We start from the raw sequence: 16,634 nt of genomic DNA, 5'->3' as shown, positions 1-16,634 counted from the left end.
TTACATTTCTGCATGCACGTTCGGTAAATGTTTTTCAGTCCATTCTACAAAAACAGCTTCTAATCGATTCACTAATTCATCCAATTCTTTGTCCGTGGTCGTTAGCGGTGGGGCGACAATAATCGCTGCTCCTGTGACTCCTTCTTCTCCTGCTGCTGCAGGATATAAAAGCAAACCATGCTTCATCCCAAGCCTAATAATTGTACTTGTTATAGATGCGGCTAGTGGAAAAGGTTCTTTCGTTTCTTTATTTTGGACAAATTCAATACCAAGAAGAAGGCCTTTCCCTCGAATATCACCTATAAAGGAATACTTCTGTGCCAATGAGTTCAACTTGTTTTTCAAATAAACACCGGCAGCGGCGGCATGATTAGCTACATCATGCTTGGTGAGATAATTGAGTACAGCAAGTGAAATAGCGCAAGATAATGGATTTGCGCTAAAGGTATGACCACCCATAATTACTTTTGAACCGTGTAGGATCGGTTGAATGATCGGATCCGAAACGAGCGTCGCTGCGATCGGCGTGTATCCCCCACTCATTCCTTTACCAAGTGTCACAATATCAGGCTTTACTCCCCAATGTTCCGAAGCAAGTAATTTCCCCGTACGCCCCATTCCTGTCATCACTTCATCGGCAATAAATAAGACATCGTACTTCTCGCAAATTTGCTTCAACCTTTGAAAATAGCCATCAGGTGGTGTTATCGCTGCTCCCGCTGCACCAATAACTGGTTCAGCAATGAAGGCGGCCACATGATCCGCTCCAATTCTTCTAATTGCTGCTTCAAGTTCATTCGCACAAGCAAGCCCGCATGATTTGCTTTCCAAATGTAATGGACAACGATAACAATAGGGAGCAGAGATTGCCGGATACGATTCAAGAATTTCCGTAAATCGTTCACGGCGTACTGGATGCCCAGACATAGACAAGGCTCCAAGCGTGATCCCGTGATAGCTCATCCATCTCGAGATGATTCGGTTCTTTTGTGGCTTTCCTTTTTCCTGCCAATGCTGAATCGCTAGCTTCATGGCTGTCTCCGTTGCTTCAGAGCCACTGTTCACAAAAAAACTCCAAGGATAGTCGCCATTCGTTAAATCTGAAAGTTTTAAAGCAAGCTGTTCTGCCACTTCACTCGTAAACTGGGAACGATATACAAACGAAACCTTCTCAGCTTGTTCCACCATAGCTTTTGTAACTTCTTCCACACCATGGCCGATATTCGCTGTCACTGCTCCAGAGCATCCGTCAAGATACTCTTTTCCAAAAGCATCATAAAGAAATACCCCTTTCCCATGACTAATGATCGGGTATTCTACGTCGAGTACTGGTTTAATTAACGACGATTCCCCCATTTTTGCAGCACTCCTTTTCGCTTATCTTACGAACCTTATAATCTAGTGTATGTCTTGAATGGCGCAATCTTTCTTCCCGTAATTAAAATGTTGTTACTAACAGATCTACTCGTTTTTAACACGCTCAGAAGATCACATTAGAAAAAGGTCTGACTTTATACTAATTCTTACGACATGTTCTAAAAGATTGCTACAATCATCAAAAATGTTGAAGAGAAATTGTATTTCTATTTTTGGGTTAACAGCAGAAAAACCGACCTTATAATAAGGTCGGTTACTATTTTTTCTTTGTTAACAGCAGAAAGATGCACCAATGATGATTAATAGGATAAACAGCACCACAATTAGGGCAAAACCGCCGCCGTATCCACCACATCCGCCACCATATCCGTATCCACCACATCCGCCACCATATCCGTATCCGTACATTACATTCACTCCTCTTTTTGATATCTCTTACATTTTTACAATATGCAGATGCGCCCGATTCGGTCTGTGCATTTGCCTATTTTTTTACGACTGCTCTATTTATCTAAGGACAATATCCTATAAATAAGGTGGTTTTCGACCATTAAATTGAGAGGTTATTTAAAGAATAGGATATAATATAAGCAGGTTTTAAAAAAGTCAAAGGCGTATTGAAGTAAGCCGCCAAATTCCGCTACAAACCAACTTATATAAAAAAGAAAAGGTCGGAAAAATATTGAAGAGAAGAATGATCAAGACGTTAATTGCTTTATTCCTATTCATGAGCATACTGTTTGTTTTTTTCCTAAATCAGAAAACCTATGGGAACGATACTCATCTAAATGTTTACGATAAGATAAAAACCAACAAACCCATTCGCTATTTAGTAATCGGTGATAGCATAGGTAGAGGTTCAGGAGCAGAAACTCCGGAAGAACGCTGGTTTGTCCGTTTAGAGAATATGATGAAACAAAAAGAGAATAGTAAGATATCTGGGGATTATATTGTTCAAAGTGGTGCCACAGCCTTTGAAGGGCTCTATAATTTTTCTCAAACTAATTTAAAAGAACCCCCTGATCTTGTCTTTATTGTTTTTGGAGAAAACGACCGAAAATACATGTCTTCAGATGATTTCGGAGAAATTTATGAAGCTCTAGTGAGAAAGGTAAAAATACGTTTTCCGAATGCTGAGATTTTTACCATAACAGAAAATTCCCTCACTTTTTACGACTTTGCTGACCAAATCAAGAAAATTTCTCGTCACTATGGGACCGCCCACCAAGACATGCGCCCAGTCTTTGCGAAATCCGGCTTAAGCACAGAGCAACTTACAAAAGATCTTATTCACCCGAACGGAACAGGTTATCAGCTTTATGCTAATGAGATATACTCGCAGTTACTTCGTCATACTATTGAAGATAAAGTCATCGCCTCTTTGTCCACACCTCTATATAGGCAAAAGGACTTGAACCTTATTAAAGTAAATCAGCCTAGCCATTTATATGGTTTTAGTCATTCCTCTTTAGGCTTTGTCAGTGAAATAAAAGGCAATTATATCGAGTATGATTTTACCGGAACTACTCTAGGCGGGATTTTCTTAAGAACACCTGAAGGCGGGAAACTAGATGTATTTATCGATGGAAAATATACGACTACACTCGACACTTGGTGGCCTTTTTCAAAAGTACGATATCTCTATATTGGAAGTGGTTTAGCTGACGGATTACATAAGGTTCGTTTTGAGACAAGTGGAACAAAATCATTAATGAATCGTTCGGGTAAAACTGATGTTCATATCTTCGGTATTATTACAAATAAATAAAAGGTCAGACCTCACATCGTATATGTCGTTTACACGATATATAGTAGATGCGGGGTCTGACCTTTGTTGATATGGGACAACCTCGTTATTTAACTGTTACTGTTAAAAAGTGAGTTTCTCCTCTAGTTAACGATGTCTCAGTCGTTTTCACAATAGACTCCATTTCATCGCTATTCGTAATAATAATTGGAATAAGTGTACTTTTTGCTTTTTCTTTAATAATCGTTTGATCAAAGGAAATGAGTTTATCCCCCATTTTCACTTTGTCACCCGCACTGACAAAGGCTTCAAAGCCTTCACCATTTAATGCTACTGTTTCGAGGCCAATATGAATCAGAATTTCCGCTCCGTTTGCAGCCTTAATCCCAACCGCATGCTTTGTCGGAAAAACTTGCACGATCTCACCATCTACAGGTGAATACACTGTATTATCTTCTGGTTCGATAGCAAGGCCATCTCCCATCATTTTCTCTGCAAATACCGGATCAGGAACATCCTCCAAAGCTACCACGCTTCCATTCATTGGCGCAAATAATACGATATCTTTTGCTACGGACTCCTCCGTTTTTTTCCCAAATAATTTCTTAAACATAAAAATCCCCTTCCCTATCTTAGATGATGTAACATTTTTCTATAATAGCACAAAAGCTTTGTACCTTCTAAGTGATTAACGAAATACGTTTTTATATTGTGCATAACCTTCTTTATCAAGGTCAGCAACTGGAATGAATCGAAGAGAAGCAGAATTGATGCAATATCTTAATCCTTCAGGCCCCGGCCCGTCATCAAATACATGACCGAGATGAGAATCTCCAGTTTTACTTCTTACTTCCGTTCGTCGCATTCCATAGCTCGTATCAACCTTCTCAATAATTTCCTGGTCTATAAGTGGCTTTGTAAAGCTTGGCCAGCCACAGCCTGCATCATATTTTTCTTTTGAAGTAAACAAAGGTTTACCAGAAACGATATCTACATATAAACCCTCTTCTTTATTATCCCAATACTCATTTCTAAAAGCTGGCTCTGTTCCATTATTTTGTGTTACTTCATATTGTATAGGTGTTAATTTTTGTTTTAAATCATGATTTTGATTAGTCATTACGACTCCCCCAATTCTGTTCGATAAATGTTTGCCGCCCTGATCCGATTCGATACCGATTATAATGAGCTGGGTTTTTCTTATAATAATCCTGATGATATTCTTCGGCAAGGTAAAACGGCTTAGCCGGTATAATAGGTGTGACAATTGGATGATTGAATCTTCCGCTGTTTTGTAATGTTTCCTTTGAAGCTTCAGCCATTTGCTTCTGTTCGGCTGTATGATAAAAAATTGCGGTTTGGTAGGATCCACCGCGGTCGTAAAATTGTCCACCAGTGTCTGTCGGATCAATTTGCTGCCAAAATAATTCGACTAATCGTTCATATGGAAACACATTGGGATCATATGTAATCTGTACAGCCTCATAATGCCCAGTCGTTTCAGAACAAACTTCTTTATAGGTTGGATTTTCTTTGTTACCGCCCGTGTAACCGGATAGCACAGATTCAATCCCCGGCTGCTCATCAAACGGTTTTACCATGCACCAAAAGCATCCTCCTGCAAATGTTGCTTTTTCTAAATTGCGAGTCACAACTATTCAACCTCCAATTTTCGAATATATGGCTAATAATCGAGTATGATCTGTTCGTTAGCATAAGGCGATCCTTCCATCAGTGGGGGTCTTACTCCCCGTTAATGAAAGATAAAAATCATATTGTATGAATTTTACCGCTTTTTACATGCAGTGTAAAATAATACGCTGTTCTACCTCAATCCATTTCATATTCGTTTCTAATCATTTTTAATGAACAATGAAAAAGGAATCTTTCCTTTACTGTGACACCAGCCTACTTCGGTTTGCATATGCTGTTTACGAAAGCTTTGCAGATAGGAGAGAAACGCATGTCGAATTCTAAGAATAATCGAAAAAATTATTTTAAAAAAGCACAAAAGTATGATCTATTAGCTAGCTATTATAAATACATGGACCCAAACCTGCATGTTCATTATTACCACAAACATTTAACGGCTTTGAATAAAGCTTTTGAAGTGATGCGCTCAGAAGAAGTATTTAGAAAGAGTCCTGGCAGGGTAAGAATCCTCCATGCAGCACCAAAAGCAGGAAATGTCGATGTGTATGTGAATGAAACAAGAATTTTGCAGAACAGTCCATATAAAACAATCAGTGACTATTTACCATTAATTGCCGGAAAATATCAAATAGATGTCTATCCAACTGGTCAGCTCTCTTCAACCATTCTCAGTCAGAAGATTCAGGTTGAACCAGGAAAGCTTTATACATTAGCTGTAAGCGGCCTGGATAAACAGATACGACTCGTCGTCCATGAAGACCTACCTGCTGTTCCTAACGGTGAATCCAAAGTTCGGTTGATCCATTTGGCTTCAGATAGCCCAGCGATTGATCTAGCTGTAAAAAATGGCGATGTAGTATTTCGAAATGTACCGTACAGAACAGCAACAAATTATATGGGAATTACGCCAATGAGCATTGACCTTGAAGCAAGAGTTACTAGTACAAAACAAGACGTACTCTCAATTCCACACGCTGAATTCAGAGCAGATATGGCCTATACCATCTATATAATCGGTTTACAGGATGCAGAGCCTGAGTTGGAAGCATTATTCGTTTCTCCTTAACAAAGATATACAAAAACTTCCGTTGCCTGCCCCATAATAAAAGGGTCAGATCCCACATCTACTATATATCGTTAACTAGACCGACAATCGATGTGTAGAATGTGAGATATGACCTTTTTATGGCTGTAAAGAGGGCACTGTTAATACAAATGAAATTTTATCATTTTTTAAATCGAATTCTTTTGCTTTCACATGTACATCACTTTTCAATTCCATATTTTGCAATGATACGTATATTTGCTCTTTATCTGGCTGTATCGTGACCCATTCTGGTGTTTTATATTGACGATTAATGAAATTCAATACATAGGAGACAGGTAAATTGAGTTGGCCAACTGAAATCGACTCTTGTTTTAACACAACATCTCCATTGTTTTGAGCTTCAGGAACAAACGTGAGTTTTAATTCAATATCTCTTCCGAAAAAAGGCATTGTTCCGTAAAGTTCAACGACATCTGATAAATGAACATCATAATGGACAGGTCCAGCTAATCCCTCTTTTTCAATATATTGAGAAATCAACATATTTAAATCATCTCGATTCGTATTTATGACGAATGAAACACCTTGATCTTGACGATCTATTTGTGCAGCTTCCTCATCTTTCGCAGGTAAATTAATCAATATAATAAGTGTAACTAGCACAATAATATTTATTGCCATTAATCCTAGAAATAAGTATTTCCAACTTGCTTTAGACATTAATTATTCTTCATCCCCTTTTGCACTCGCCTCTATTGAACCTCTTCCTATTGTTTCAATATTCATTTCTTGATAGATTCTGTCTGCAATCAACTCATAGCCTCGATTATTTGGATGAAAATGGTCCTCGGTAAATAATAAATTCTCTGCCGTATTTTCAAATAAATCGCCAATTCCAATGAAATACGCATTATCATATCTCTCAACGATTGTTTGGCCGCTGCGATTCCATTGGTCCATAATAATTTCCAATTCTTGAAAGGCACTTAAAACTTTGGTAAATGGATTGTATATGCCAACTAAATAAATTTGTGCATGCTCATTGTTTGAGCGAACCCTATTGAATATTTGTTCCAATCTTTTTTCATACCCTATTCTTGCTTTCTCAAATTGTGCCATTTTCAAATCGACTATATTTTGGCGGAATACCTGCATGACATCATTGCCACCAATCGTAATCACAACCGCATCTGCCTTTTTAATATTAGCAATCACCTTATCTTCTTTCATACGCTTCAATAGCTGGTCAGTTCGATTGCCTTTTACGCCATGATTGACAACATTCACAGACGTAATCGTTGGTTCTTTTTCTAGCAGTTGTCGCAAATAGGGTATATAACCACCTTTGTCAGTCGTATCCCCTACGCCTTGTGTCAAAGAATCACCTAACGAAACGATTTCGATCGGATCAGGAAAAAAAGTAGCAGGGATCGCATCCTTTTTTTTTAACTCAAGCTCGTTTTCTTGTTGTAAAGCATAATTTGAAACTGTTCGAATGTTTGAACATGAAGTGAGGATCAACAGTCCAATCAATAGACAGGATATTTTTTTCTTCATAGGTGTCACCGTCCTAAAAAAGGTCTTTCACTATTATATCACGTACGATTAATAAAATCGCAAATCATGAAGTTTGATGACATAATCAGCTTTCAAAACGCAAGGCAATAAAAAAGAATGTCCCATAACAAAAGCCCCAAACCCTTCGACTACTATAAACTATGTATAGCGTTCGTGGTCAGTTCTTTTAGGGACATCCACATCATTTTTGTAAAATTTTAATATCATTCAGCATTTCTTCAAACGGTACATCACTCACGCCTGAATAATCTTTAACAATTTCTCCAGATTTATTAACTAAATAAAACTTAGTACCATGGATAACTTGATCAGTATTGGCTGGTTTTTGAACAATCGTTTTAAAGTTCTTTTTAGCAAACTCTTCAATTTCCTGCTGAGTATAGCCCGTTAGGAAATGCCAAGAGGATAAATCAGCATTGAATCGTTCTGCATACTCCTTCAACGCTGCTGGTGTATCTAATTCAGGGTCTACAGAGAAAGAAACAATTTCTACATTTGAAATGTCATTATCTTTAAGCATCGTTTGAAATTCAGCCAAATTACTCGTCATTGGTAAACAAACCGTTGTGCAGTTTGTAAACACAAAATCAGCAAGCCAAACCTTCCCCTTCAAGTCACTTTTCGAAAATTCTTTGTTGTTATGATCCATGAAAGTAAACTCTTCAAGATCCGAATTATACCCGTTTTTAATCCCTTGTGAACTGCATGCCGATAATAACAAAACAACCATAATTCCAATGAACAATATTATGCTTTGCCGCCTTTTCATTGTTTTACCGCCTTTATTTGCATATTATGATTATATTATTTTACCAGAGGATGTAAGCTGTTTAAAGAAATTTGCATTCAAGCTAAAAATTTTATGACCTTTTCACAAATTGTGACATCTATTAGTTTTCACAGGTTTTTCATGCTTCTATTCCCAATGATACATAACTCCCATAGCACCTTCGCCCGTGTGAGTGCTTACTACAGGAGACGTACCTTCAATTTTTATATTGGATAAGCCGCTGATTTCAGCTAATGCTGTTCTAATCTTTGAAGCGATTTCATATCCATTCACATGAACAATACCAATTCCTGTGATTTGCTTATCCTTCAAATCTTCTTTATATTTATTCACGACAAATTTAACAATTTGAGATTGACTTCTTGCTTTTGAGACAGGATGAAGTACTCCATCTTCTAAGATCGCAATTGGTTTAATGTTTAGTAACGAACCAATCATGGCAGACACTTTACCGATTCGTCCGCCTTTCACTAAATTCTCTAACGTATCAATGGAAATAATCAATCTTGATTGGGATTGAATATCTTTGATCCTCTCCAGAATTTCAGCAACACTTTTGCCTTCCTTCGCCATTTTGGCAGCTTCAATTACTTGAAATGATAATGCCTTTGAAATATATTTTGAATCAAACACCGTGACATTGGATTCAGTCATTTTCGCTGCACTCTCTGCAGATTGAACAGTACCACTCATTCCACCAGTCATATGAATAGAAATAATCTCGCTTCCATCTTCTCCAAGTCTGTCAAAAACGTCTAAGAAAGTGCCTGTCGATGGCTGAGAGCTTTTCGGAAGCTCCTTAGCATTCTTCATTTTTATCAAAAATTCTTCTTGTTCTATTTCGATCTTATCTAAATAAATCATGTCGTCTATTGAAATCGATAAGGGTACCATTTCAATACCATATCGCTTGATTTCCTCTTGCGTCATATCAACAGTCGAATCTGTTACAATTTTCACATTTCCCATCATTCCACTTCCCAACCTTAACAATTCCCTTAATTATACCTTGTTAATACGATCATTCAATCTTAATATCCAATATTTCGAGCTATTTTGACAAAGTTTGAAAGTTCGACACATTTCTTCCCTTTTTTATAATTTTTCAAAAAAAAAAAAAAACGGAATTCCCAAATAAAAAATGCTGTCCTTGATCGAATTGAAGAAGTAGGCAAATTCCTCCTCTACTTCTTCATTCAATACTTCAGACAGCATCGTATAATTTTATGCGTTTCTTTGTGAATGGCTCGCCATATGAAAGCTATTTATTAATCTAGGCCTTCTTCTTGCACCTCTTCTTGAATGTGTGCATCTCGTTTTTGCTTCCGTTTGTACACAAATTTTGACAACGAAATACTGATTTCATATAACAGCAGCAACGGTATAGTTACGAGAAAATCTGATACAAAATCTGGTGGGGTAATACATATCGCTATGACGACCAAGACAAAGTACGCGTATTTTCTAAGCTTTTGCAACACATATGGATTAACGATCCCAATTGATGTTAAAAACATCGTCACAACAGGAAGCTCGAAAAGAATCCCAAACGGCAATGTCATATTAAGAAGAAACTGGAAATATTTATCTGCTGTAAAATTGGTCACAAACATTCCACTGCTTAATCCAAGTAAGAAATCCAGTACCATTGGGAAAATAATGAAGTATCCAAATGCTAGACCACCAACAAATAAAAGAAAAAGTGCTGGAATATAAGATAGGGTTGTTTTTATCTCCCTCGGCAGCAACGCTGGTTTCACAAATAACCATAATTGAAACGCAAACACCGGAATTGTAGCCGCTACCGAAACAACCGTTGCAAGCATGAAATAAATCCAGAGGATATCACTTGGTCCTAGCACCATTAGTTTTTCATCAAAATCTTTAACAAGCCACTGATATATCTCTTCAACATAGATAAAACCAACAATAAAAAAGAGGATAAATGCAATTACCGTAATAATTAAACGTTTACGCAGCTCCTCTAAATGGGCAATTACGTTTTGTTCTTGATCTGCCAAATCTATCACGCTCTCTATTAAAAATACGAATATTACCGAATTTTCTTCATTATTCCGGCATGTAACGGGTAACTCATACCAATGGTAATAATGCCCACATATTCATCTTTACTTCTAAAAAACTACAATCCTTTATGTATCCATTCATTATAAGGTAAAGTTAAATCTACTTGGATGAAGAAGAACAAATCTCCTATATCCACTTTGTATAGCGACTCAAAGAAGCTTGGAAGTTATTTGACCTGTAAGACTGTACTTCATTTGCTTGTCACTAAACACATCGATATAACTAAGGGCCCTTATCTTACAAGTTAAAAGGAGGATGTCCCAATAGGGTCTTGACCTCACTTGCGATACACAGTTTATAGTGTTATATACACATTATTTCAACTATATATTGTATTTGTGGGGCCTGACACTTTCGTTATGGGACAACCTCCTCTTAGACACAGTACTTATTTTACTGAATTATTCTTTTTTTCATCTTTTTCTTCAAAGACATCCTGTGTTAACTCACGAGTTGAACTTTTAAATTCACGTAAAGTTTGACCGAATGCCCGTCCAATTTCAGGTAATTTCTTTGGTCCGAAAATGATGAGTGCAAGCACTAAAATCAAAATTAATCCTGGTACCCCTATATTTGAAAACATGATAACACCCCTCCTGTTACTTTCTTACATAAAATAATACATTCGCTAAATAATAGCTCACTTTTAGATTGACATAACTTGATTAGAATACTTTTAAAATGTGTAATAAACGACGATTTATACCTTATTATTTTACCCTATACCAGTAATTAATTCCAGTTTTATTAAAAATAGCGGGTATCCCATAAATAAAGGGTCAAACCCAGCAACTACTACATACAGTTTAAATGAAGTGTAAGTAACACGATAAACTGTGTGGCGAGTGCTAGGTCAGGCCCTTTTGGAACATCCCATTCTTTTAACCTTAAATCAATAAAGAAAATAAATTACTATCTTTATTTACTTCGACATATGGAAACCCTTTTTTGCTCATACGCTCAATCAAAGGTCCATAATCTTGTCTATTTTTCAGCTCAATGCCAACTAAAGCAGGACCCTGTTCTTTGTTATTTTTTTTCGTATATTCAAATCTTGAAATATCATCATTAGGTCCGAGTACTTCATCAAGGAATTCACGTAAAGCTCCTGCCCGCTGAGGAAAATTGACAATGAAGTAATAAAGTAGCCCTTCATATAAAAGTGATTTTTCTTTTATCTCTTGCATACGGCCAATATCATTATTGCCCCCACTAATTACACAAACGACGGTTTTCCCTTTGATTTCATCCCGATAAAAATCAAGCGCCGCAACAGACAACGCTCCTGCAGGCTCTGCTATGATCGCATGTTCATTGTATAAGTCTAGTATGGTTGTGCAGACCTTTCCTTCAGGGACCTTAATGATATCATCCATATATTCCTGACAGAGATCAAACGTTTTTTGTCCTACACATTTAACTGCTGCACCATCTACAAACGTGTCAATGTCCTGTAAAGCCTCTACTTCACCTTTCATTAAAGATTGTTTCATTGAAGCAGCGCCTTCTGGTTCGACTCCGATACAAGATGTTTCAGGTGAGACCGATTTAAAATATGTAGAGATACCTGACACTAGGCCCCCTCCGCCAATTCCTGCAAGGACATAATCGATTTTTTCATCACAATCATTTAATATTTCAATAGCTACTGTTCCTTGACCAGCGATGACAAGTTCGTCATCAAACGGATGAATAAACGTTCTTTTTTCTGTTTCCTGGCATTTCTCTGCTTCAAGAAAGGCATCATCAAACGAATCGCCTACTAAAACAATTTCAATTTTGTCTTTACCAAATAGCTGAACCTGGTCAACTTTTTGCCGAGGAGTTGTCGCAGGCATGTAGATTTTCCCTGAAATCCCCAACTGACTACACGCAAACGCAACCCCTTGCGCATGATTGCCCGCGCTCGCACAGACAACTCCATTTCTTGTTTCATCTGCAGTCAGCTTTTTCATTTTATAATAGGCTCCCCTAAGCTTAAAAGAGCGCACATGCTGTAAGTCTTCTCGTTTTAAGTAAACATTACACTCATACTTCTCGGATAATCTTTCGTTTCTTTGCAGTGGCGTGTGCGCAACGATATCTTTAAGCTCCTGATAAGCAACTAAGATATCTTCAACTTGGACCCATTTTCTTGTTGATGTTATTTGGCTCATGTAATACCCTCTTTTCACATCTCTAGATAATTTGTAAATTATATCACAAATCGAAAATAAATCAACAGATTTTTCAGACATTTCACCATATTTGCACCTGATAGAAAACTCTAACAAGTTCAACTAACATGTCTCAATATTAAATAAGACAGCGAGTACTACATTTAATTCCACAAATGGAGTACTCCCATTCTGTCTAGTTCTCGATTCGTTCTAATACAATAAATTCATGAGGATACTTGTTCTTTTCATCTACGATACCAGTCGTTTTAGATACCGTCTGCCATTTTGACATATTTAATTCCGGGAAATACGTGTCACCCTCAAATGAATGATGGATTTGCGTTATGTATAGACGCTTGCAATCAGAAATTAATTGCTGAAAGATTTCTGCTCCGCCAATAACAAATACCTCTTCATCCAAGGCGTCCGCATATGCCACGGCTTCTTTCATATCTGAGATCACTGTTATGCCCTCTTGTTGATAATCTGCATTTCGAGTCAAGATGATGTTCTCTCTACCCGGTAAAGGCTTTCCAATTGACTCATACGTTTTTCTCCCCATCAGAATAGGGTGACCCATTGTCACTTTTTTAAAATACTGGAGATCCGCTGGTAAATACCAAGGCAAGGTATTATCCTTGCCGATTATTCGATTCTCATCCATTGCGAACATGAAAGAAATCATACACTCACTTCTCCTTTAATATGTGGATGCGCCTCATAGTTTTCCAGTACAAAATCTTCATATTTAAAATTGAAAATACTTTTTACATCTGGATTAATTTTCATAACTGGTAATTGATACGGTTCCCGAGTTAACTGGAGATTGATTTGCTCAATGTGATTGTTATAAATATGAACATCCCCAAATGTATGAATAAAGTCTCCATACTCCAAGTCACAGACTTGTGCAATCATCATTGTCAGCAAGGCATATGACGCGATATTAAATGGCACACCTAAAAATACATCAGCGGATCGTTGATAGAGCTGACAAGACAGTTTTCCATCCCGAACATAAAACTGGAACATCGCATGGCAGGGAGGTAAAGCCATTTCTTCTAACTCGCCGACATTCCAAGCATTAATAATCAAACGGCGTGAATCAGGATTAGTTTTAATCTGGTCAATCAATTGTGAAATTTGATCAATTTGTCTGCCATCAGCTGTTCCCCATGAACGCCATTGATGGCCATAAATAGGACCAAGCTCACCATTTTCATTCGCCCATTCATTCCAAATGCGTACCCCATTATCCTGTAGGTACAAAACATTCGTGTCGCCTTGCAGAAACCACAATAATTCATGAATGATTGCCTTTAAGCTTAGTTTTTTGGTCGTAAGAACTGGAAAGCCTTCTTGCAGATTAAATCTCATCTGATAGCCAAAAGTACTGATTGTACCTGTTCCTGTTCTGTCACTTTTTTTTGTACCATTTTCAAGCACATGCTTACATAAATCCAAATATTGCTTCATTAAATAAACCACCTTTTTTTCAAATACACACTATTATTGTAGCCTAGTTCTGGTTTCAACACCAAAACCTTTTTGAATATTAGATTAGGAGAACCATTTAAAATGCAGTGATAATCAAAATATCTGTTCTCTTCGCAAAGTAATATTCCAACGAAGACACTTACATTAATCCCCATTTTAGTTTAACTGTTTAATATATAAATACGTGTGCGGTGCCTTCTCTTTCAGCACTTTATTAGAAGCTGCATTCGCAAAGAACATCGCATATGTTTCGGCAAAGTATTCTTCTGGATATGTAGAATAATAGGCTTTGTCAGGAAAAAGACGGCTTACTTCTTGTTCCCAAGCTCCCAAAAATACTCCATCATCACGAATTCCGTCATATGCATATGTATCAATCGTATGGGCTAATTCGTGAAGCTCAAGATTAATCGAACTGTGCCCGTTTCCTGGTTCACTTGCACCAATTTTCACAAGGACAATTCGATCCCCTCCCATTCCTGGCACATCATCCCAAGTCGTCTGTTCATTTTTATATCCTCTTGGCTTACTTCCTTTTAAATGCTCAGCAAATGGATCATCAGTTAAACGACCTGTGAACAGTTTAATTTTCACATTTTTATCAACTAACTTCTGAATTGTAGCAGGAGGAAGCACACTAATTTGTTCAACAATCTGAACAGCTTCGTCTACATTAAAGGAATGTTCAGGAAATAAAAAAAGTCTGCCTAGTTTTGTATTTTCCTGCCATACTTTCGTTAATTTTAGACGATGATCTTCTGCAAAAGCACCAACACTTATGCCATCCGTTTCAACAAATGAAAATGAAGATAGAATGAAGAAAAGAAGGAGGCATAAGACTAAAGATAATATTCTTCTCATGTATACAACCACCAATTCATTAAACTAGCAATATAAAGTGAAACTTCAATCATTAAGGGGTTCTTTCATCCCCCACTAATTGTTAGTCCGTTCTAGCGTCGCTAAAGCGACACTACAAACCCGAATTCAACGAACTCATACTAAATACGCCGCATCCTGCGGCAACGTCTGAGTGACCCACATCCTGTGGGCCTCAACTAACCTTCTGCTCACGCATCAGTAAGTTTCACAGTATCTCACTAATCGGATTTTTACGGGCAGTCCTTCCTTGATTCCTCTCAGCCTCGGGGTGGGGGCTTACTGCCTGTTAATACGGGATAAACTACTACTTTCATATTATTGAAGTATAACATATTATGAAATCATTAAACTTTCGAAAATATTGGGAAAATAAGGTGAGATCACTGATGGCAACAGAAGAATTTCAATGAATTTATCTCAGTTTAACTAACCATCAGTGGGGAATAAAAAAACTCACTGATAGAAGTTTCACTTTATGAGTAACGCTTCGGTAGGTTTGAACATATACAAGAAGTAACTGGATGAATGCTAGGTGATTATATTGAGACGTGTTAATAAACAGGAGCTATTAAGACTTCACCCTGAACTTGCAGATGAAGTGCTTGATGTATTTAATTTAGAGGTTTTCATTTATCTTGACCTTTTCATATTTTCTCTCTTTTTAGGTCTCCTTTTACACCCTTTAATTAGCTCAATTCTATGGTCCATTTTTATTCCATTATGCTTCTTCATCTTCTTTTCCTTAGTGTTTCAGATCATCAAACGGAAATTTCCGGATATTTGAATGTATCCCTACCCTATTTCCATCTGAACGTAGAATAGAGTCTACCCCATAACGAAAGGGTCAGAGCACACATCTACTATATATCGTTTATGTGACGGATAAATGACACAATAAACGATGTATAGCGTGTGAGGTCTGACCCTTTTGGGAAACACTTTTTTCACTTATTCTTTTAGATGACGTAAGTTGCGGAAATGGACAACAAAAGTAATCGCAAACGTGATGACGATCAAAAGGAAAAACATTGCATAAGGAATCTCAATATGAATGACAGCAAGGTACATTTTAACTGAGATAATCGCAATCAATACGTACGCAGCCGTCTCAAGTTCAGGCACTTTGTCGATTAATTTAAGAAAGACACCTGCTATGCCACGCATCATTAGCACACCAAGCATACCACCAATCAACAACACCCATACTTTTTCACTGACACCAAATGCAGCAAGCACACTGTCAACCGAAAACGCAATATCCATTAACTCAACAGCAACTACCGTTCCCCATAGATTACCGAACATTCTAATCAGGAAACTTTCCTTAGACAATCCTTTTGTTTCTTCTTCACTTTCACCTTGTTTCGTTTTATCAATAAAATACTTAATGGCAAGCCACGCAAGATATGTTGCTCCTAATACTTTTACCCACCATAGATTAATTAAATAAACACCAAGTCCAATTGCAATGAATCGGAATGCATAAGCACCAAGTAATCCATAGAAGAGTGCCTTTTTTCGTTGTTTCTTAGGTAAATGACGAACCATGACCGCAAGAACCAGTGCATTATCCGCTGACAGCAAACCTTCAAGTAAAATCAGTGTGCCAATTAACCCCCAGCTTACTGGATCTGACAATACTTCAACCCACATCCCCCAATCAAAAAATTGAGCATATGTGTCCATAATGCTTGTTAACATATTATCCCGGCTTTCTTGTAAAATAAATTGATTCTTTTATTAGAAAATCGTAAGTGCCTATACAGGAACTTCGAAACCAAACTGAATACCGTATACATCATTCTTTAAAAAACG

The 16,634-nt window shown here is 37.3% G+C and carries 18 protein-coding genes; 2 read left to right on the top strand and 16 right to left on the bottom strand.

The genetic code is table 11. From position 1 onward, the window contains the following. Together ACIQZI_RS06730 and ACIQZI_RS06725 are read right to left on the bottom strand one after the other, a co-directional pair. Positions 1–1,356, bottom strand: coding sequence for an aspartate aminotransferase family protein (locus ACIQZI_RS06730; RefSeq protein ID WP_403070810.1), 1,356 nt, complete (start codon positions 1,354–1,356; stop codon positions 1–3). 291 nt (positions 1,357–1,647) lie between these two features. Further along, on the bottom strand, positions 1,648–1,785 hold the full coding sequence (locus ACIQZI_RS06725; protein ID WP_403070807.1) for a YjcZ family sporulation protein: 138 nt from the start codon (positions 1,783–1,785) through the stop codon (positions 1,648–1,650). 319 nt (positions 1,786–2,104) lie between these two features. On the opposite strand from ACIQZI_RS06725, the gene ACIQZI_RS06720 reads away from it, so the two are divergent. Continuing rightward, complete coding sequence (locus tag ACIQZI_RS06720) at positions 2,105–3,145, top strand: SGNH/GDSL hydrolase family protein (protein WP_403070803.1); 1,041 nt, start codon at positions 2,105–2,107, stop codon at positions 3,143–3,145. Positions 3,146–3,230: 85 nt separating this feature from the next. Here the strand turns inward: ACIQZI_RS06720 and ACIQZI_RS06715 are convergent, their stop codons facing one another. The 3 genes from ACIQZI_RS06715 to msrA form a co-directional block, all read right to left on the bottom strand. Continuing rightward, positions 3,231–3,737 (bottom strand): PTS sugar transporter subunit IIA, encoded by a 507-nt coding sequence (locus ACIQZI_RS06715; protein WP_403070800.1) that lies wholly within the window; start codon positions 3,735–3,737, stop codon positions 3,231–3,233. 75 nt (positions 3,738–3,812) lie between these two features. Beyond that, positions 3,813–4,244, bottom strand: coding sequence for a peptide-methionine (R)-S-oxide reductase MsrB (msrB, locus tag ACIQZI_RS06710; protein WP_403070797.1), 432 nt, complete (start codon positions 4,242–4,244; stop codon positions 3,813–3,815). Next, on the bottom strand, positions 4,237–4,776 hold the full coding sequence (gene msrA, locus ACIQZI_RS06705; protein WP_403070794.1) for a peptide-methionine (S)-S-oxide reductase MsrA: 540 nt from the start codon (positions 4,774–4,776) through the stop codon (positions 4,237–4,239). The genes msrB and msrA overlap by 8 nt, the downstream gene beginning before the upstream one ends. Positions 4,777–5,087: 311 nt before the next feature. Between msrA and ACIQZI_RS06700 the strand changes: the two genes are divergently transcribed. Continuing rightward, the gene (locus tag ACIQZI_RS06700; RefSeq protein ID WP_403070791.1) at positions 5,088–5,843 is read left to right on the top strand and encodes a DUF4397 domain-containing protein; all 756 of its coding nucleotides are present in this window, start codon (positions 5,088–5,090) and stop codon (positions 5,841–5,843) included. 117 nt (positions 5,844–5,960) lie between these two features. Here the strand turns inward: ACIQZI_RS06700 and ACIQZI_RS06695 are convergent, their stop codons facing one another. The 11 genes from ACIQZI_RS06695 to ACIQZI_RS06645 form a co-directional block, all read right to left on the bottom strand. Then, complete coding sequence (locus tag ACIQZI_RS06695) at positions 5,961–6,545, bottom strand: YpmS family protein (protein WP_062178874.1); 585 nt, start codon at positions 6,543–6,545, stop codon at positions 5,961–5,963. Between the two features lie 3 nt (positions 6,546–6,548). Next, positions 6,549–7,382, bottom strand: a complete 834-nt coding sequence (locus ACIQZI_RS06690; RefSeq protein ID WP_403070788.1) for an SGNH/GDSL hydrolase family protein — start codon at positions 7,380–7,382, stop codon at positions 6,549–6,551. Between the two features lie 202 nt (positions 7,383–7,584). Then, positions 7,585–8,172, bottom strand: a complete 588-nt coding sequence (locus ACIQZI_RS06685; protein WP_403070785.1) for an SCO family protein — start codon at positions 8,170–8,172, stop codon at positions 7,585–7,587. Between the two features lie 147 nt (positions 8,173–8,319). Beyond that, a complete protein-coding gene (locus tag ACIQZI_RS06680; RefSeq protein WP_062178865.1) occupies positions 8,320–9,162 on the bottom strand; it encodes a DegV family protein in 843 nt (280 codons plus the stop codon). A 299-nt stretch (positions 9,163–9,461) separates the two neighbouring features. Next, a complete protein-coding gene (gene tatC / locus ACIQZI_RS06675) occupies positions 9,462–10,214 on the bottom strand; it encodes a twin-arginine translocase subunit TatC (RefSeq protein WP_062178862.1) in 753 nt (250 codons plus the stop codon). Between the two features lie 455 nt (positions 10,215–10,669). After that, on the bottom strand, positions 10,670–10,864 hold the full coding sequence (locus ACIQZI_RS06670; protein WP_062178859.1) for a twin-arginine translocase TatA/TatE family subunit: 195 nt from the start codon (positions 10,862–10,864) through the stop codon (positions 10,670–10,672). A gap of 304 nt (positions 10,865–11,168) precedes the next feature. After that, positions 11,169–12,437, bottom strand: a complete 1,269-nt coding sequence (gene ilvA, locus ACIQZI_RS06665; RefSeq protein ID WP_403070780.1) for a threonine ammonia-lyase IlvA — start codon at positions 12,435–12,437, stop codon at positions 11,169–11,171. 196 nt (positions 12,438–12,633) lie between these two features. Continuing rightward, positions 12,634–13,125 carry a dihydrofolate reductase gene (locus ACIQZI_RS06660; RefSeq protein ID WP_062178853.1) on the bottom strand — a complete coding sequence of 164 codons (492 nt, stop codon included), beginning with the start codon at positions 13,123–13,125 and terminating at the stop codon, positions 12,634–12,636. Further along, positions 13,122–13,916 (bottom strand): thymidylate synthase, encoded by a 795-nt coding sequence (locus ACIQZI_RS06655; RefSeq protein WP_403070777.1) that lies wholly within the window; start codon positions 13,914–13,916, stop codon positions 13,122–13,124. Before ACIQZI_RS06655 ends, ACIQZI_RS06660 begins: the two co-directional genes overlap by 4 nt. A 177-nt stretch (positions 13,917–14,093) precedes the next feature. Continuing rightward, positions 14,094–14,798: an anthrax toxin lethal factor-related metalloendopeptidase gene (locus tag ACIQZI_RS06650; protein WP_403070774.1), complete on the bottom strand. Its 705-nt coding sequence runs from the start codon at positions 14,796–14,798 to the stop codon at positions 14,094–14,096. Between the two features lie 969 nt (positions 14,799–15,767). After that, entirely contained in the window at positions 15,768–16,520 is a 753-nt protein-coding gene (locus tag ACIQZI_RS06645; RefSeq protein WP_403070771.1) for a TerC family protein, read from the bottom strand. Positions 16,521–16,634: the final 114 nt, after the last annotated feature.

Origin of the sequence: Peribacillus sp. NPDC096379 (assembly GCF_044762875.1) — a bacterium.
In the GTDB taxonomy this organism is placed as follows: domain Bacteria; phylum Bacillota; class Bacilli; order Bacillales; family DSM-1321; genus Peribacillus.
This window is presented reverse-complemented; position numbering and strand designations above follow the sequence as displayed.